At 64.7% G+C, this 20,598-nt stretch carries 3 protein-coding genes; all 3 read left to right on the forward strand.

Features of this window, described 5'->3' with window-relative positions; all coding sequences use genetic code 11:
* The first annotated feature begins 15 nt into the window (after positions 1–15).
* Positions 16–5,400, forward strand: a complete 5,385-nt coding sequence (locus tag ACWNZ1_RS12710; RefSeq protein WP_456027669.1) for an amino acid adenylation domain-containing protein — start codon at positions 16–18, stop codon at positions 5,398–5,400.
* 1 nt (position 5,401) lies between these two features.
* The gene (locus ACWNZ1_RS12715) at positions 5,402–18,988 is read left to right on the forward strand and encodes an amino acid adenylation domain-containing protein (protein ID WP_456027670.1); all 13,587 of its coding nucleotides are present in this window, start codon (positions 5,402–5,404) and stop codon (positions 18,986–18,988) included.
* Between the two features lie 315 nt (positions 18,989–19,303).
* Positions 19,304–20,566, forward strand: coding sequence for a glycosyltransferase (locus ACWNZ1_RS12720; protein ID WP_256453225.1), 1,263 nt, complete (start codon positions 19,304–19,306; stop codon positions 20,564–20,566).
* Positions 20,567–20,598 lie beyond the last annotated feature (32 nt).

A 20,598-nucleotide genomic window follows, 5' to 3' on the forward strand; every position in this document is an offset into this window, starting at 1 on the left:
GACCAGGCGTTGGAATTGCCAGGGCTGAGCCTGACCCCACTGCCCCAGCCCACCGGCACCACCCAATTCGACGTGAGCTTGTCGCTCAACGACGATGGCGAAACCATCAGTGGCCAGTTCGAATACGCCACCGACCTGTTCGACGAAAGCACCATCGCCCGTTGGGGCCAGCATTTGCTGCATCTGCTCGACGCGATGCTCGACGATGCCCACCAAGCGCTGGCGACCCTGCCGTTGCTGGATGACTCGCAGCGTCAACAACTGCTGGAAACCTTCAACCCGGCCAACATCGCTTTGGACGAAAGCCCAAGCCGTTTCCCGCACGTGGTGTTCGAAGCACAGGCGAGCCGCACCCCGGACGCCGTGGCGCTGGTCTGCGCCGGGCAAAGCCTGAGCTACGCCGAACTCAATACCCAGGCCAACCGCATCGCCCACGCGCTGATCGCCCTGGGCGTGCAACCCGACGACACCGTCGGCCTCTGCGCCCGGCGCAGTGCGCAAATGGTCATTGGCCTGCTGGGCATCCTCAAGGCCGGCGCGGCCTATGTACCGCTCGATCCGCAGTACCCGGCGCAACGTCTGGCCCATATGCTGGCCGACAGCAAGCCACGAGCCCTGGTTCGCCAGCAAGGCCTGGACGAGTTGCCGCTGCCCCAAGGCCTGGCCACGCTGGAGCTGGGCAGCGCGGCGCTGCTGCAAGTCCCCGAGCACAATCCTTCAGTGACAGCTCTGGGCTTCGGCCACCTGGCCTACGTGATCTACACCTCCGGCTCCACCGGCTTGCCCAAGGGCGTGATGGTCGAACATCGCGGCCTGCGCAACCTGCTGGACTGGTACCTCGAAGACCTGGCGTTCGATGCTGGCGATGCCGTGCTGCTCGCGTCCTCCTACAACTTCGACCTGACCCAGAAAAACATCCTCGCGCCACTGCTGGTCGGCGCCACGCTGCACCTGGCCGAAGAACCCTTCAACCCCGGCGCCATCGTCGCGCAGATCGCCGACGCCGGCATCACGCACCTCAACATGTCGCCCAGCGCCTTCCACGCGCTGGTGGACGCCGATCATCAGCAAGCCCTTGCCTGTCTGAAACGGGTGGTGTTGGGCGGTGAGCCGATCCAGCTCGCCATGCTGGAAAAACTCCCTCTGCCACGGCCAACGGTGATCAACAGCTACGGGCCGACCGAGTGCAGTGACGTGGTCGCCTGGTACACCGCTGATAGCGATCTCGAGACCTACCGGCACCAGTCGATCCCGATTGGCCGACCGATCCGCAACATGCAGTTGCATGTACTGGACAGCCACGGGCAGTTGCTGCCGGTGGGCGTACCCGGTGAGATCCACATCGGCGGTATCGGAGTCGCGCGCGGTTACCTCAACCTGCCGCAGCTCAGCGCCGAGCGCTTTATCGCCGACCCGTTCTACGGCAAGACCGACGCCCGGCTGTACAAGACCGGTGACATCGGTCGCTGGTTGCCCGACGGCACGTTGCAGTACCTGGGGCGTAATGACGATCAGGTGAAGATTCGCGGCCTGCGTGTCGAACTGGGGGAAATCGAAGCCGCCCTCGCCGCCCTCGCAGGTGTTCGCGAAGCGGCGGTCGTTGCCCACGATCACCAGTCCGGCAAACGCCTGGTGGCCTACCTGTGCGGCGAACCGGCCGCTGCCGGACAATTGCGCGCCGAACTGCTCAGTCGCCTGCCCGAACACATGGTGCCCAGCGCCTTCGTGGTGCTGGATGCATTGCCGCTCACCCCCAACGGCAAGCTCGACCGCCGCGCCCTGCCCGAACCGGACCAGGATGCCTACGCCAGCCGCGCCTACGAGGCACCTGAAGGGCGTGTGGAACAGATCCTCGCCGAAATCTGGCAAGCCTTGCTGGGGATCGAGCGCATCGGTCGTCACGACGGCTTCTTTGAACTGGGCGGCCACTCGCTGATGGCCGTCAGCCTGATCGAACGCCTGCGCGAACAAGGCCTGAACGCCAACGTGCGCATGGTTTTCAGCGCCCCGAGCCTGCGAGAACTGGCCCTGGCCCTGACGACCAGCACAAATCCGGTTTTCCAGGCGCCGGCCAATCGTATTCCGGACGCTTGCCTGGCACTGACACCGCAGATGTTGCCGCTGGTGGACCTGACCTCAGCCCAGCTCGAACACATCGTCGCTGCCGTGCCTGGGGGCGCGCAGAATATCCAGGACATCTACCCCCTGGCGCCACTGCAACAAGGCATCCTGTTCCATCATTTGCTCGGGCATGAAGGCGACGCCTATCTGGTGCGCTCGATGCTTGAGTTCGACAACCGCCAGCGCCTCGACGCCTTCATCGCCGCCTTGCAACAGGTGATCGACCGCCACGACATCCTGCGCACCTGCGTACATTGGGACGGTCTGCCCCAGCCGGTACAGGTCGTACAGCGCCAGGCGCGGTTGCCGGTGCACAGTGTTTCCCTCGACGGCCACAAGGACCCGCGCAGCCAGCTCGAAGCCTTGAGCGACCCACGGCAACTGCGCCTGGATCTGCGCCAGGCGCCGCTGATGCGTGCCTGCATCGCCCAGGATCCGCACTCCGAACGCTGGCTGCTGGCGCTGCTCAACCACCACATGGCCAGCGACCATGTGACCCTGGAAATCGTCCTGGAAGAAATCCACGCGATCCTTCATGGACAAAGCGAGAGCCTGGCGGCACCACAGCCCTATCGCGACTTCATTGCCCAGGCCCAAGCCATCCCGGCCGACGTTCACGAAGCCTACTTCACCCGCCGGTTGGCGGATGTCGATGCCCCCACCGCGCCCTTCGATCTGTTGGAAGTGCAAGGCGACGGCAGCCATATCGAAGAAGCCAGTGTGCCGTTGGGCGTCGAGCTCAACCTGCGCATCCGCGCCCAGGCCCGGGAGCGAGGCATCACCCCGGCGACGCTGTTCCACGTTGCCTGGGCCCAGGTCCTGGCCCGCTGCACCGGCCGCGAGGATGTGGTATTCGGTACGGTGGTCGCCGGGCGCCTGCAAGGCTCGGCCGGGGCGGAACGGGCCTTGGGCGTGTTCATCAACACCCTGCCGGTGCGCCTGCAACTGAGCGCCGGGGCCAATGAACAGGTCCTGGCCACCCACCGCGACCTGATCGAGCTGCTGGACCACGAACAGGCCTCCCTGGCCCTGGCACAGCGTTGCAGTGGCGTACCCAACGCCTTGCCGCTGTTCACCACGCTGCTCAACTATCGCCACCAGCGCGACGACAGCCAGTTGCACTGGCCGGGCATGCGTATCCTCGACAGTGCCGAGCGGACCAATTACCCACTGACCCTGTCGGTCAACGACTATGGCGATGCCCTGGGCCTGACCGTGCAAAGTGTGCAGGGGGTTGACCCGCAGCGCATCTGCGCCTTGATGCAACGGGCGCTGGAGCAACTGACCCAGGCCTTGATGTACACGCCACAGATCCCACTCACGCAACTGGACGTGCTGCCTGCCCAGGAGCGCACCCTACTGCTGGAAACCTTTAACCAGACCGAGGTGGACTACCCGACGCACCTGTGCATTCAACAGTTGTTCGAAGAGCAGGCGCGCCGCACACCGCACGCCTGTGCACTGCTCGACAGCCGGCAATCGCTCAGTTATGCCGAGCTCAATGCCCAGGCCAACGGTCTGGCGCACCAGTTGATCGCAGCAGGGGTCCAACCGGGGGATCTGGTCGCCATCTGTGTCGAACGCAGCGTGGCGATGATCACTGCCCTGCTGGGGATTCTCAAGGCCGGTGGTGCCTACGTGCCGCTGGATCCGACCTACCCGGCCGAGCGCCTGGCCTCGATCATCGAGGACGCCAGGCCACGCCTGTTGCTGGCCGATCCGGTCGGTCGCACGGCCGTGGGCACACTGCAGGAGGGCACTCGCTACCTGGCCATCGAACGGGCGCTGGCAGTGCGCTCGAGCAGCCAGGACCCACAACGGGATGCCCAGGGCCTGACCCCGGCGCACCTGGCCTATGTGATCTACACCTCTGGCTCCACCGGTAAACCCAAGGGGGTGATGATCGAACATCGTAACCTGGTGGCCTCGACGCTGGCCCGTGGCACGGTGTATGGGCCGGCAACCGGCAAGCGCTTCCTGCTGTTGTCGTCGATTGCCTTCGACAGCTCCGTGGCCGGGGTCTTCGGGACCCTGGTCGGTGGCGGCACCTTGTGCATCCCGGGTGCCGAGACCGCCCGGGATCCCGATGCCATCGCCCGGTTCATTGGTGAACAGGCCATCACCTCACTGCTGTGCGTGCCGTCCCTGGGACGCCTGGTACTGGCAAGCCTCGCCAGCGGCCACGGTCATGGCAGCCTGCAAGAAATGATCGTCGCCGGCGAAGCCTGTCCCGCGCAGTTGGTGCAGGAATGTGCTGGGCTGGAACCTGAGATCACCTTGTACAACGAGTACGGCCCCACCGAAGCCACCGTATGGGCTTCGGTGCATCGCTGCACCGCCCAGGACCGGGGCACGGTGCCCATCGGGCGGGCGATCCCCAACAGTCGCCTGTACGTGCTCGACGAACAGCGCGAGCCGGTGCCACTCGGCGTGCCGGGCGAATTGTACGTAGGCGGCGCGGGGGTGGCGCGAGGTTACCTGGACCGGGCGTCACTGAACGCCGAGCACTTCCTCAGCGACCCATTCGGCCCGGGCGACACGCCACGGATGTACCGCACCGGCGATCTGGTGCGCATGCGCGCCGATGGGGTGATCGAGTTCCTTGGGCGCAACGACCAACAGGTCAAGATCCGTGGTTTCCGTATCGAACCCGGTGAAATCGAAGCCCTGATGCTGACCCTGCCGGGGGTGCGTGAGGCAGCCGTCATCGCCCGCGAAGACACACCGGGAGCCACGCGTCTGGTGGCGTACCTGAGCGTCGAGCCGCACCTGACCGGGCGTAACGCCAGCAGCACGCTACGGCCCTACCTGACCTCGCAGTTACCAGACTACATGGTCCCGGCGGCATTCGTGGTGGTCGAGCAGTTGCCCTTGAGCCCCAACGGCAAGCTCGATCGCAACGCCCTGCCGGCGCCTGCCAGCGAAGACTTCGCGTACCGCCAGTACGAAGCGCCAAGCGGCGAGACCGAAGCGTTGCTGTCGGCCATCTGGTCCGACCTGCTGGGGCTGGAGCGGATTGGCCGTCACGACAATTTCTTCGAGCTCGGCGGCCACTCGCTGCTGGCGGTGCAAGTCACGCTCCGGGCACGAGAAACCTTCGGCGTCGAAGTGCCGCTCAGAGGGCTGTTCGAACACCCCTCGCTGCTGGCCCTGGCCGACCTGATCAACACCCTGCAACTGGCGCAGTACGAGTCGGATGAACTGCTCGACCTGCAACAAGAAATGGCTTCGCTGTCTGAAAGCGAACTGCTCGCTATCGTCTCCAAGGATGCTGAATAAATTGAACGAACATAACGATAGTCTCGACCAGTTGAAACGTGCCGCGCTCCTGCGCCTGCTCAAGCAACGCGGTGCGACACGGGTCATCGAAAGTGCTCCTGACGACATGACCGGCGTCGACCGCGACGCTCCGCTGGCGCTATCGTTCGCCCAGCAGCGGCTGTGGTTCCTCGACCAGTTGGACCCCACCGCCAGCGCCGCCTATCACATGCCTGCCGCCTTGGTGCTGCGCGGCGCCCTCGACCAGGCGGCGCTCAAGGAAGCCCTGAATCGTCTGGTGGCGCGGCATGAAAGCCTGCGCACCACCTTCCGCCGTGAAGGCGAACACCCGGTGCAAATCATCGCCCCGGCCGATTGCGGCTTCAGCCTGGTGGAGCATGACCTGCGCCATCTATCCCGGGACGAAGCCGCGGCCCAGGTCGCGCGCCTGAGCGAAGAGGCAGCCAAACAACCGTTCGATCTGCTGCACGGGCCGCTGATTCGCGGCAGCCTGCTACGCCTGGCCGACGACGAGCACCGGCTGCTGATCACCCAGCACCACATCATCTCCGACGGTTGGTCCATCGGCATCCTGGTCAAGGAATTCGCCACCTTGTACCAGGCATTCAGCGCCGGGCAGCCCGACCCACTGCCACCCCTGCCCCGGCAATACGCCGACTACGCGGCCTGGCAGCGCCAGCACCTGGAAGGCGCACGCCTGGACCAGCAAGTGGAGTTCTGGCGCACTCACCTGGCCGGCGCCCCGCCCCTGCTTTCATTGCCCACCGACCGCCCACGCCCAGCAGTGCAGAGCTACCGCGGCGAAACCCTGGGCTTCGATCTGCCCGCGTCGTTGTCCGGTGCCATCGCCCGGTTCGCCCAGTCCCGCGCCGCCACGCCGTTCATGACCTTGATGGCCGCCTGGGCAGTCCTGCTGGCGCGGATCAGTGGCCAGCAAGACCTGGTGATCGGCACCGTCGCCGCCAACCGCGACCGCCAGGATGTGCAGTCGCTGATCGGTTTCTTCGTTAACACCCTGGCCCTGCGCGTACGCCTGGAAGCCAACCCGACCCTCGATCAGGTGCTGCAACAGGTCAAGCACCTGATGCTGGAATCCTCGCCTCACCAGGACACGCCCTTCGAGCTGGTGGTCGAAGCCCTCAAGCCACCACGCAGCGCCAGCTACAGCCCGGTGTTCCAGACCATGCTCTACACCAATGCCGGGGGCGCAGGTGGCCAGCTGCAGTTGCCGGGGCTGAACCTGGAGTTTTTACCGTCGCCCAAGGACAACACCCAGCACGACCTGTCCCTGCACATCGACGAAGGGGGTCCAAGCCTGTCCTGCAGCCTGTCGTATTCCACCGCGTTGTTCGACGCCTCCACCATCGAGCGACTGGCGGGGCGTTTCGAACGTCTGCTGCACTGCTTCACCGAAGCCCCGGACACCCGGATCGCTGCGCTGGAGCTGGACCCGGCCCTGGCCTTGCCTGAGGTCAAGGCCCTTGTGCCTGTACCGGAGCGACTGCCGCTGTCCTTTCACCAGGAGCGGATGTGGTTCGTCGACACCTTCGAAACCGGCTACCTGTACAACGCCAACCCGGTCTATCACAACATTGCGCTGCTGCTGGAACTGAGCGGCGAGGTCAATCAACCGGCCCTGCAAACCGCCCTCGACGGACTGCTGGCCCGCCACGCCATCCTTCGCTGCCGGGTGCTCAGCGACGGCAGCAGCGCCTGGCAGCAATTCGACGGGCCGGCGACCCTGGCGCTCGAACTGATCCAGGGCAACCCTCACGACCTGGCGGCCCAGGCCCTGGCCGAAACCCGCCGCCCCTTGACCATGGACGGCGGCAGCCTGGTGCGCGCCAGCCTGGTACGAGCGGACGAGCGCCGCGCCATCCTGGCCATCGCCGTGCACCACTTGCTGGCCGACCGCAGCGCCATGCAGTTGCTCAAGCGCGACCTGCTGGCGCTCTATGAAGCCGCCTGCGCCGACCGCCGCGCCGAGCTACCGGCCTTGTCGTTAGGCTACGGCGACTTCGCCGCCTGGCAACGCAACCTGCCGGCCACGGTGCTGGAAAACCTGCGGGCCTACTGGGTCTATCAACTGCGCGGCAAACTGCAAGCCCTGGAGCTGCCACTGAATCGACCGCGGGCGGCGGTGCATGTGTTTGCCGAAGCCAGCCACAGTTTCACCCTCGAACCGGCGCTGGTACGGCGCCTTGAGGCCCTGGCCCGGGAAGTCGGCGTGAGCTGCGATAGCCTGGCCCTGAGCGCTTTCACGGCGCTGCTGCGCCGCTACGCCGGCCACGATGAGCTGGTGGTCGGCACCACGGCCGCCTGTCGTGAGCCGGGCTTGCGCGATGTCGTCGGACCGCTGGACAACCTGCTGGTGATGCGTGGCCAGTGTGACAGCGAGACCACCCTGCAACAGCTGTGGGAACAGACCGCGAGCAACCTGGCCCAGGGCCTGCGGCACCGGCACATGCAGTTCGACCAATTGGTACTGGCCCTCAATCCGGCCAAGGACATGAGCCGCACCGCGTTGTTCGATGTGCTCTTCAACTTCCAGCACACCACCGACGCCAGTGCGCTGGTCGCGGGCCTGGCGGTCAATACCCTGGAAACCAACCTCGGCTACGGCAAGAACGACCTGCACCTGCTGATCACGGCCGGTGAGCCCCAATGGGCCGGGCACCTGGTGTACAACGCGGAGTTCTTCGACGCCGAATTCATCCAACAGCTGATGCGCCATTACGTGCGCTTGCTGGAGGCCTTCGTCGCAGATTCGCAGCAGCGGGTCGACGACGTCCCATTGTTGGATAGCGCCGAACGCCGGCGGCAGATTCTCGACTTCAACGACAGCGAAGCCGCCTGGCCCGACACCCTGACCCTGCATCAGATTTTCGAGGAGCAGGCCCGCCAACACCCGGAACGCACCGCCGTCAACCTGGGCCCGGAGCGCTTGAGCTATCGACAGCTCAACGAACAGGCCAACCGCCTCGCCCACCGTTTGCGCTCGGCCGGCGTGCAGCCGCAAGAACTGGTGGCCATCGCCCTGGATCGCTCGGTGCAAATGATCGTCGCCACCCTGGCGGTGCTCAAGGCCGGCGGCGCCTACGTGCCGATCGACCCGAGCTCGCCCCAGGAGCGCATCGCCTATGTGTTGCGTGACAGCGGCGCACGCAAGGCCATCGCTCGCCAGGACATGAGCCCGGCGTTACAGGATCTTGGCATCGAAGTCTTCGATGCCACCCCGGCCAATGGCAGCAGCGCCGCCGACCTGCCGAACCTCACCGCAGCGAACCACCTCTGCTATGTGATCTACACCTCGGGTTCCACTGGCGAACCCAAGGGTGCGTTGCTCGAACATCGCAACGTTGTGCGATTGCTGCACAACAATCGCCTGGATTTTCAGTTCAATGCCGACGATGTCTGGTCGTTGTTCCACTCCAATGCCTTCGATTTCTCGGTCTGGGAAATCTTCGGCGCCCTGCTCTACGGCGCGCGCCTGAGCCTGGTACCCGAAGCCCTGCGTCGTGATCCGGTGGAGCTATTGGGTTTCCTTGAACGCGAACAGGTGACGGTGCTGAACCAGACGCCCTCGGCGTTCCATCAGCTCAGCGCCGCGGCCCTGACGACGCCGGATGTGCGTCTGGAGCACTTGCGTTATGTGATTTTCGGTGGGGAAAGCCTGGAGTTGGGCAGGCTCGACGCCTTCCATCGGGCCTTCGGACATGTGGCGCTGGTGAACATGTACGGCATCACCGAAACCTGCGTGCACGTGACCTACAAGGCCATTGGCGCAGCGGACATCGCCGCCGGCGTCTCCAATGTCGGGCGGCCGATCCCGACCACCGTGGCCTATGTGCTCGATGCCCGTCAGCGGTTGTTGCCGGTGGGGGTGGCCGGTGAGATCTGCGTCGGTGGGCTGGGGGTCGGTCGCGGTTACCTGAACCGTCCGGCCCTGAGTGCCGAGCGTTTCATTGCCGACCCATTCCGTCCCGGGGAACGGCTGTACCGCTCCGGAGACCTGGGCAAGTTGCTGGACAACGGCGAGATCGTTCACCTGGGGCGGATGGACGCCCAGGTGAAGATCCGCGGTTTCCGGATCGAACTGGGGGAGATCGAAGCCAAGCTGCTGGCCTGCGCCGGTGTGCGTGAAGCCCGGGTACTGGCGCGCGAGGACATGAGCCAGGGCAAGCGCCTGATCGCCTACCTGATCCCCCTGCTGGGAACCACGCTGGAAGTGGCCGCATTGCGCAAGCAATTGGGCGCTACCCTGCCCGACTACATGATCCCCAGCGCCTTTGTCAGCCTGCACGCCTACCCACTCACGGCCAACGGCAAGCTGGACCAGGATGCGCTGCCGGCGCCGGACCTGGATGCCATGTCCGAACGTGGCTATGTCGCCCCCGAAGGCGCCACCGAAACCGCCCTGGCGCGGATTTTCCAGGAGCTGCTCGGCCTGGAACGGGTCGGTCGTAGCGACAGTTTCTTTGAATTGGGTGGGCATTCCCTGCTCGCCGCGCAACTGGTCTCCCGAGTGCGGCAACAACTGGGCGGCGACCTGATGCTGCGCGAGTTGTTCAGCCATCCGACCGTGGAGGAACTGGCGCGGGTAGTGGGCGACCGGCAAACAGCACACACCGAGACCATCGGTCTGGTAGACCGCGACAAACCCCTGGCGCTGTCCTTTGCCCAGCAACGCCTGTGGTTCCTCGACCAGCTCGATGCCGACGCGGGCAGCGCATATCACATGCCCGCGGCGCTGCTGCTGCGCGGCAATCTCGACCGTGCCGCGCTCAAGGCAGCCTTGGACCGCTTGGTGGCGCGGCATGAAAGCCTGCGCACCACCTTCGTACGCCGTGGCGAGCAACCGGTACAGGTCATTGCCCCGGCACACTGTGGCTTTGCTCTCAGCGAACAGGACCTGCGCTCGCTGCCGTATGAGCAGGCCAGCCTCAGTGCGGCCCGCATCGGCAATAGCGAAGCCCTGGCGCCGTTCGACCTGGCTCAGGGACCGTTGATTCGCGGTCGCCTGCTGCAGTTGGCCGACGACGAGCACATCCTGCTGATCACCCAGCACCACATCATCTCCGACGGTTGGTCGGTGGGTGTATTGGTCAAGGAATTCGCGGCCCTCTACCGGGCCTTCAGCCAGGGGCAGGTCGATCCGTTGCCGGCGCTGCCGATCCAATACGCCGACTACGCGGCCTGGCAACACCAGGCCCTGAACGGCGAGCGCCTGAGCCGCCAGGCCGACTTCTGGCGTGAGCACCTGGGCGGTGCGCCGGCGTTGCTGTCCTTGCCCACCGATCGTCCACGTCCGGCGACGCAAAGCTATCGGGGTGGCGACGTCCCGGTGGAGATCGCGCCGGCATTGCGCGAACGCTTGGAACGTTTCGGCCAACGACACAACGTCACCCTGTTCATGACCTTGCTCAGCGCCTGGTCAGTGCTTATGGCACGCCTGGGTAACGAGCGCGACGTGGTCATTGGCGTACCGACCGCGAACCGCGGTCGCACCGAAACGGAAAACCTGATCGGTTTCTTCGTCAACACCCTGGCCCTGCGCGTGAACCTGACAGAAAACCCGAGCGTGGTGCAGTTGCTGGAACAGATCAAGCACACCACGCTGGCGGCCCACGAACACCAGGACATTCCCTTCGAGCAGGTCATCGAAGCCTTGCAACCACCGCGCTCGTTGAGCCACAACCCGCTGTGCCAGGTTGCCCTGTCGCTGGATAACACCCCCGGTGGCGGCGAATTGAGCCTGCCCGGCCTGACCTTGACCCCCGTGGCCCAAGCCCATGAAACCTCGCAGTTCGACCTGATGCTGACGCTGGGCAATGACGGCGGCAGCCTGGCCGGGGTGATCGAATACGCCAGTGACCTATTCGACCGTTCCACCGTGGAACGCTTTGCCCAGCACTTTCAAACGCTGCTGGAAGCCCTGGTGGAAGATATCGAACAACCGGTGTTCGCCCTACCGCTGCTCAGCCCGGCACAGCGCCAGGCCTCGCCGGCAACCCTGCCTCCTAAAGCCGCGTTCCCTACGCAACTGCTGATTCATCAGCGCTTCGAACAAATCGCCGCCGCACAACCCAGCGCCACCGCCCTGGTCCTGGGCGAACTCGAACTGAGCTATCAGGCCCTCAATCGCCGCGCCAACCGCATCGCCCGTGAACTGCTCGCCCAAGGTATACGCCCCGATGACCGGGTGGCGATCCTGGCTCGGCGCGGGGTGGAAATGGTCTGCGCGGTGCTGGCCGTGCTCAAGGCCGGTGCCGCCTATGTACCGCTGGATCCGGCGTACCCCAGCGAGCGCCTCGGCTATCTGCTGGCCGACAGTACTCCGGTGGCCTTGCTGGCCCAGCCGGACTGCCTCGACGTGCTGCCCGAACATGCCGTGCCGGTGGTGAACCTCAAGGATTACGTCGCGGCAGACGACCTGGCGGACGTGTCCCTGGACTATAACCTTGAGGCCAAGGCGCTGGGCCTGACGCCACGGCACCTGGCCTACGTCATATACACCTCGGGGTCCACTGGGTTGCCCAAGGGTGTGTTGGTGGAACATGGCAATGTCGCTCGGCTGTTCGATGCCACCGCCGGGTTGTTCGACTTCGACCAGAACGACGTGTGGACGCTGTTCCACTCTTTTGCCTTCGATTTCTCGGTCTGGGAAATCTGGGGTGCGTTGAGTTATGGCGGCAAGCTGGTGATCGTCCCGAGTGACGTGGCCCGCTCCCCCGATGACTTCTATGCGCTGGTCTGTCAACAGCACGTCACGGTCCTGAACCAGACGCCAAGTGCCTTCCGTCAGTTCATCGAGGCCCGTGAACGCAGCGACCGGGAACATGCCCTGCGCGAAGTGATCTTCGGCGGCGAGGCCTTGGATTTCCGTAGCCTGCGCCCTTGGACCGCACGCACCGCGCTGTCGCGCACGCGCCTGGTGAACATGTACGGAATCACCGAAATCACCGTGCACGCGACTTTCTATCCGATCAGCCAAGTGGAAATCGACACAGGCGCACCAAGCCTGATCGGTCCGCCATTGCCGGACCTGTGCCTGCGCATTCTCGACGAGTACCAGCAACCGGTGCCGGTGGGGGTCAATGGGGAAATCTACATCGGCGGCGCGGGCGTGGCCCGGCATTACCTGAACCGCCCCGAACTCAATGCCGAGCGGTTCATCCGCGACCCGTACGCCGTGGAACCCGCGGCGCGGTTGTATCGCACTGGCGATATCGCCCGCTACCGCGCCGACGGCGGTGTGGTCTACGTGGGCCGCAACGATTCGCAGATCAAGATCCGTGGCTTTCGCATCGAGCTGGGGGAGATCGAAGCCCAGTTGCTGGCCCTGGCCGATGTGCGCGAAGCCTTGGTGATCGTGCGCGAGGACCAGCCCGGCGACAAACGCCTGGTGGCGTACTTGATCGCCCATGACGGAGTTGTGCTGGAGTCTTCGGTCTTGCGCAGCCAACTGGCCGGCGTGCTGGCCGAACATATGTTGCCCGGGGCCTTCGTGACCCTGCAAGCCTGGCCGCTGACCACCAATGGCAAGCTCGACCGCAATGCGTTGCCGGCACCGGATTTGTCTGCCGCCGCGAGCAAGCATTACGAAGCCCCCTTGGGCGAAATCGAACGCACCCTGGCCAGCGCCTGGCAGGAGCTGCTTGGGGTTGAGCGGGTGGGTCGCCAGGACCACTTCTTCGAACTGGGCGGCCACTCGTTCCTGGTCATCAGCCTGATCGAACGCCTGCGTCAGGCCGACTTGCAATTGGATGTGCGCACGGTATTTTCCGCGCCAACGCTCAAGGCCATGGCGGCGGTCCTGGCCGGTGGCAACAACGTCCAGCAGTTCGTGCCGGCCAACCTGATCCCGGCCGACTGCATGGCCATCGAACCGCAGATGCTGCCGCTGGTGAGCCTCAGCCAGGGCGAAATCGAGCAGATCGTCGCCGATGTCCCCGGCGGGGCCAGTAACGTGCAGGACATCTATCCCCTGTCGTCATTGCAGGAAGGCATTCTGTTCCACCACTTGCTGCAGGCCGAAGGCGACGCGTATCTGATGCGTACTGTGGTGACGTTCAATCGTCGCCAGTTGCTCGATGACTTCCTGGCCGCCGTACAGGTGGTGATCGACCGGCACGACATCCTGCGCACCGCGCTGCGCTGGCATGGGTTGCCGCAGCCGGTGCAGATGGTGCATCGCCAGGCGCAGTTGCCGGTGGTCACCTTGGACTGCGCCCCCGGTGAAGACGCCTTGCAGATTTTGCGCGACCACACCGATACCCACCATCTGCGACTGGACCTGCAGCGGGCGCCGCTGATCGCCGCGTACATCATCTACGACGCGCCGAATGAGCAGTGGCTGCTGGCGTTGCTCGACCACCATTTGGTCAGCGATAACGTGACGCTGCGTCTGATCATGCTGGAGATCCAGGCCGTCCTGGCCGGACAGACCGACAGCCTGCCGCCGTCCCAGCCTTACCGAAACTTCATCGCCCAGGCCGCCAACGTGTCCCAGGCCGACCACGAAGCTTACTTCCGTCGCCTGCTGGCCGATGTCGACTCCACCACCGCGCCTTACGGGGTGCTGGATGTGCGCGGCAATGGCGCCGGGATCAAGCGCGCGGTCGAGCACTTGAGCGAGGCACTCAGTGCCCGGGTGCATCGCATGGCACGCCAGCAAGGGGTGCCGACCTCCGTGCTGTTCCATGCCGCCTGGGGTCTGGTGGTAGCGGCGACCAGCGGACGCGACGACGGGATTTTCGGTACGGTGCTGTCGGGACGTTCCCAAGGCACCGCCGGTGCCGACCATGCCCTGGGCATGTTCATCAACACCTTGCCAATGCGCATTCGCTTGCAGCAGAACACCGTCAGCGACATCGTCCGCGACGCCTACCAGCAGCTCAGTGAATTGCTGACCCACGAACAGGCGTCCCTGGCCCTGGCCCAGCGTTGCAGTGCCGTGGATGCCTCGCTGCCGCTGTTCACGGTGATCCTCAACTGCCGCCATGGCGACCTGGTCAATGCCGCCGGGGAAAACGTCGAGGACATGGGCGATCACGAAGGCATGCACTTCATCGCCTCGGAAACCCGCACCAATTACCCTATCGAAATCGCCGTGGCGAATGTGGGCAAAGGGTTCTCCCTGACCGCCCAATCCATCACCGGCATCGACCCGCAACGCATCGCCGCCTACCTCGGCCAAGCCGTGGCCGCCTTGGTGGAAGCCCTTGAACAGGCCCCCGAACGCCTCGCCAGCGATCTTGAAGTGCTGCCCGAAACCGAGCGGCAATTGCTGCTGGCGGACTTCAACCGCACCGCCAGCGACTTCGGGCCTGCCCAGCCAATCCACACCCTGTTCGAAACCCAGGTCCAGGCCAATCCCGAGGCCGTGGCCCTGGTTTGCGAGAACCAGCAACTGAGCTACCGCCAGCTCAACCGCCGCGCCAACCACCTGGCCCGACAGTTGCTCGAACTCGGTATCCAACCCGATCAACGCGTGGCGATCTGTGCCGAGCGCAGCCTGGACATGATCGTCGGCCTGCTGGGGGTGCTCAAGGCCGGCGCCGCCTACGTGCCGATCGACCCGGCCCATCCTGCCGAGCGCATGGCGTTCATGGTGCAGGACAGCCAGCCACGGGCGTTGTTGAGCCAAGCGGCCCTCAACTTGCAGGCAGGCGAGCTGCCGCTGTTGTTGCTCGACACGGTTGATTCGTTGCAGGCTGCGAGCAATCCGGCCTTTGATGCCAATCCGCAAGTGCCAGGCCTGACAGCCGAGCACCTGGCCTATGTGATCTACACCTCCGGCTCCACCGGCCAATCCAAGGGCGTGATGGTCGAGCACCGTTCGGTGTTCAACTTCTGGCAGGTGCTGACCCGCACCACCCACCGGCACTGCCCGACACCGGCCACCGTGGCGCTGAATGCCGGGTTCTTCTTCGACATGTCGATCAAGGGCATCTCGCAGCTATTCTCCGGCCACCGTTTGGTGATCATCCCGCAACTGATCCGCGCCAGCGGCCACGAGCTGCTGGACTTCCTCGAACAGCATCAGGTGCACGCCTTCGATTCCACGCCGTCGCAGCTCGACACCCTGCTCGCCGCAGGCCTGCTGGAGCGCCAGAGCTATCAGCCGGTGAGCGTGCTGCTCGGTGGCGAGGCGATCAACGCCGCGACCTGGGAGAAACTGCGCAACTGCCCGAACATTCGTTTCTACAACATGTACGGCCCGACCGAATGCACGGTAGACGCCACCATCGACCTGATCCGCGACCTCGGCGAACGGCCGAGCATTGGCCGGCCGATCGCCAACGTCCAGGTGCACGTGCTCGACGCCCGGGGGCAACCGACGCCGCTGGGCGTGGCCGGCGAGCTGCACATCGGCGGGGCCGGTGTGGCCCGCGGTTACCTGAACCGTCCGGAGCTGAGCGCCGAACGTTTTATCGCCGACCGGTTCAGCACTGACCCGAACGCACGCCTGTACAAGACCGGCGACCTCGGTCGTTGGCTGGCCGATGGCACGCTAGAGTACCTGGGGCGTAATGACTTCCAGGTGAAAATCCGTGGTTTCCGCATCGAATTGGGTGAGATTGAGAATGCCCTGGTGGCCTACCCGGGTATCCGCGAGGCCGTGGTCATCGCCCGGGAAGACAGCCAAGGCGATTCGGACAACAAGCGTCTGGTCGCCTATGTCTGCGGCGAACCCGTCCCGGCCGAGCACTTGCGCAGCGCGCTGTTGAGCGGCCTGCCGGAGTACATGGTGCCCAGCGCCTTCGTGCACCTCGATGCCCTGCCCCTCACCGCCAATGGCAAGCTCGACCGCCGCGCCCTGCCAGCACCTGGTCAGGAATCGTTGGCGAGCAAAACCTATGAAGCGCCCCAGGGCGACACTGAAATCGCCATTGCCGAGATCTGGAAAGGTTTGCTGCATCTGGATCAAGTCGGTCGTCATGACGGCTTCCTCGAACTCGGCGGCCATTCGCTGCTCGCCGTGCAGCTGCTCTCGCGACTGCGGCGCAAGCTGGGCGCACGGATCACCCTGCGCGAACTGTTCGACGCGCCGACCGTGCGTGGCCTCGCCGCCCTGGTGCATGCCGCGTCGCCCACCGAATCGGCGTCGATTCCATTGGCCAACCGCTCGGGGCGACTGCCGTTATCCTTCGCCCAGCAACGGCTGTGGTTCCTCGACCACCTGGACCATGCGGCGGGCGCCGCTTATCACCTGCCCCTGGCCTTGCGCTTGAAGGGTTCGCTGGACAAAGCGGCGCTGCAGGCCACCCTCGATCGCCTGGTAGCACGTCACGAAACCTTGCGTACCCGGTTCGAACTGGTGGACGGCGAGCCAGTGCAAAAAATCGCACCGACCGATCACGGTTTCCAATTGGACCAGCAGGACCTGCGCACGCTAGCGCTCGATGAACGCAAGGCCAGGCTGGAGCACCTCGGCCAGATCAACGCTACGCAATTGTTCGACCTGAGCCATGGACCACTGATGCGCGGCCATCTGGTGCAACTGGAGGACGAGGAACATGTGCTGTTCATCACCCTGCACCACATCGTTTCCGATGGCTGGTCCAACAGTGTGCTGGCGCGGGAGGTCAGTGTGCTCTACAGCGCGTTTACCCAGGGCCAGAAAGATCCGTTGCCGCCCCTGGCGTTGCAATACGTGGACTATGCCGCCTGGCAACGGCAGTCCCTTGAAGGCCCGGCACTGCAAGCGCAGATCGACTTCTGGCGGCAACATCTGGAAGGTGCGCCCGCGCTGTTGAACCTGCCACTGGATCGTCCGCGCCCGGCAATACAAAGTTATGCCGGCGGTATCCTCGAATGCAGCTTTTCGCCGGCCCTGAGTGCTGATCTGCGGGCTTTCAGCCAGGCCCAGGGCACCACGCTGTTCATGGTGCTGCTGGCCGGCTGGTCGGTGTTGATGAACCACCTGAGCGGCCAGGCAGATGTGGTGGTCGGCACCCCGGTGGCCAATCGTCAACGGCCGGAGCTGGAGGCGTTGATCGGTTTCTTTGCCAATACCCTGGCCTTGAGAGTCAGCACAGAACGCGATACCCGTGTCGAAGAACTGCTGGCGCGGATCAAGAACCTGACCCTGAGCGCCTACAATCATCAGGACCTGCCTTTCGAGCAGGTGGTGAGCGCATTGCAACCGACCCGCAGCATGAGCCACAGCCCGTTGTTCCAGGTCATGTTGAGCCTGGACAACACGCCACCGGCACCGCTGCAGTTGCCTGGGCTTGAGGTGAAAACCCTGGAAAGCCCCCATAACACCACGCAGTTCGACCTCTCGCTGTCCCTCATTGACAACGGCGAGCGCATCGGCGGCAGCCTGCAATACGCCAATGACCTGTTCGACAGGCCGACAGTACAGAACATTGCCGAGCTCTTCGCCAAGCTCCTGGAAAACCTGGTGACCGACGGGCAGCAATCCATCGGCCAACTGCTGGAGAGCACACCGCCGTTGGTGCGCTCGGTCAATGCCATCGCCCAGTCGGGCTTTGGCGATGACAGCCCTGCCCCGGCCTTGCCTTACGAGGCGCCCAAGGGCGACACCGAGATCGCCATCGCGGCCCTCTGGCAAGAATTGCTCAAACTGGAACGGGTCAGCCGCCATGATGATTTCTTCAGCCTCGGCGGGATTTCGTTGATGGCGGTGCAGATGGCCTCGCGTCTGCGCAAGGTCCTCGGTAAGCCGATTGCCGTGCGCGACCTGTTTGTCGAGCCGACCATTGCCGGCTTCGCCAGGACCCTCGACGGCCAGGCCCGACCGGGCGGCCACAGCAATCTGGTGCCGATCCGGCGCACCGGCTCCCAGCGGCCGCTGTATCTGGTCCATCCGCTGGGCGGTGAGGTGCAATATGCACGGGACCTGGCGCCGATGCTCGATCCCCAGGTCCCCGTCTACGGCTTGGCGGCCAGTGGCCTGGTGGCGGGTGAGGCGCCGCTGGCCGATGTGCCGACCATCGCGGCGCGTTACCTGACGGCCATCCGACAAACCCAGCCGCAAGGTCCGTATCGGATCGCTGGTTGGTCGGCCGGTGGCCTGATCGCCTATGAAATGGCTCGTCAGTTGCAGACCGGTGGCGAGGTCGTGGAATTCCTCGGCATCATTGATGCATCGGCACGCCCCGATCCGGTACCGACGCAATCGATCAGCGAAGCACAGTTCCTGATGGCCTGGCTGCCGGAGCAGATCGACCCCGGGCTGATGCGGCAACTGACGACACTGGCGGAACACTCGGACATCGACGCGATGCTGGCGCTGTGCATCACCCAGCGCCTGCTACCGGAGGAACTGCCCCACGACATCGATGCCGCCCTGCTGCGTACTCATCTGGAAGTCGCCTATCGGATGCGGCAGGCCATCGGCGCCTACGTCAGCCCACCCAGCCCGCTCAAGGTGTCGCTGTTCACCGCGAGCGAACAGCAACGCAGCGACCCCACCCTGGGCTGGCGTGCGCTACTGGCGGATCAGGTCAACGTGACACCACTGCCCGGCACCCATAACACGCTGGTCAAGGCACCTCATGTGGCCAAGCTGGGCGAGGCGATTTCGCAGGCGTTGAAAACCGCCGCGGTGTCGTAAAGGCGCCTGGGGTGTCCGGTGAGCAATGCACCGGGTACCCCAGGATTCGACACATACTCCGTGGGAACGTGCGTGCTCGCGATAGCGGTGGTTCCGTGCCGCTGTCATCGCGAGCAAGCTCGCTCCCGCAGGGTCAACAGCCCTGATCCGCACGCCAGGATGTCCCCGTTTTCCGCTACAGACGCTGCCTACCTGCAACCGCTTAAATACGCCCCTCAAGCTGAATCGTTTCTGTGGATGGACTCCACAGGCGATGCCTGGTCGCCCGTCGATCAGACCTGTCACCCACCGCACGATCACTCTAGAGGGAGCCTTATGCACGTGATCATTACGGCCATCGGTTCAGCCGGTGACGTCCACCCGTTTGTCGGGATCGGTCGTACGCTCGCAGCACGCGGGCATCGGATAACGTTTTGCGCCAGCGCGGTGTTCGCCCCGGTGATCGAGCGCTGCGGCTTCAAGTTCCTGCCATTGGGTACCCGCGAGGAATATCAAGCGGTCATGGCTGACCCGGCGCTGTGGCACCCGCGCACGTCACTGCCCACCCTCTGGAAAACCGTCGGCGGCACCTTGCGCGAACAGTACCGGCTACTGGAGCAAGCGTGTGACGACGACACCGTCATGCTCGGTTCGTTATGGGCGTTTTCCGCCCGCCTGCTGCAAGAAAAGCACGGCATCCCGCTGGTCACCGGGCAGGTCACACCGTTCGCCATCTGGTCGCCCCTCGCACGCCCTACCCATCCACCGGGAGCGAACCTGCCGGCCTTTGTCCCGTATCCCTTGAGACGCCTGCTGCTGGGGGTCATCGAGCACGCCTTCCTCGATCGGCTCATGAAACCGGAACTCAACGGTTTTCGCCGCGAATTGGGCCTGCCCCCGGTCAAGCGCATCATCAGCCAGTGGATCTCCTCGCCCGATCGGGTCTTGGGCCTGTTCCCGGACTGGTTCGCCCGGATCCAACAGGACTGGCCTGCCCAGACGGTACTGACCGGATTCCCGTTATTCGATGAATCCGGCTTCGAGGAACCTGACGCCGAACTGGAAGATTTCTTGAGCGTGGCCCCACCGGTGGTGTTCACCCCGGGTTCGACCACAGTCAATGCCGAGCAATATTTCGCCGCCGCGGCTCAAGCGCTGAAGTTGATCGACCGCCGCGGAGTGTTCCTGACCAGTCAGCCGGTAGACCCGGCGCTGTCCAGCGACGGCAGGATCCTGGTCAGGCGCTACGTCCCCATGAGCCGCATCCTCCCTCACACCTCGGCCCTGGTGCATCACGGAGGCGTCGGGACCACGGCCCTGGCGATCGCCGCTGGGGTGCCACAGATCATCACGCCATTTGCGCACGACCATTTCGACAATGCCGCACGAATGCAAGGCCTGGGGTGCGGCCTGCGGATTTTCTCGCCTGCTTCTGCCGAGTCACTGGCCACGGCCCTGGACAAGGTGCTGAACAGTCATGACGTGCGCGCCAGTTGTGACCGCTACAGCAAGCTGATGCCCAGTGGTGAAAGCGCCCGCGAAGCGGCAGCGCTGCAAGTCGAGGCACTCGCTCGCACGGCCACGTATCGCGTCGCGTAATCACGGATTGATCGGCGTTTGACTCTGCGCTG

Source organism: Pseudomonas sp. CFBP 5748 (genome assembly GCF_053850495.1).

Bases quoted from the DNA above. Each gene is read 5' to 3' on its own strand.
- ACWNZ1_RS12720 (WP_256453225.1), top strand. From the start codon at position 19,304: ATGCACGTGATCATTACGGCCATCGGTTCAGCCGGTGACGTCCACCCG.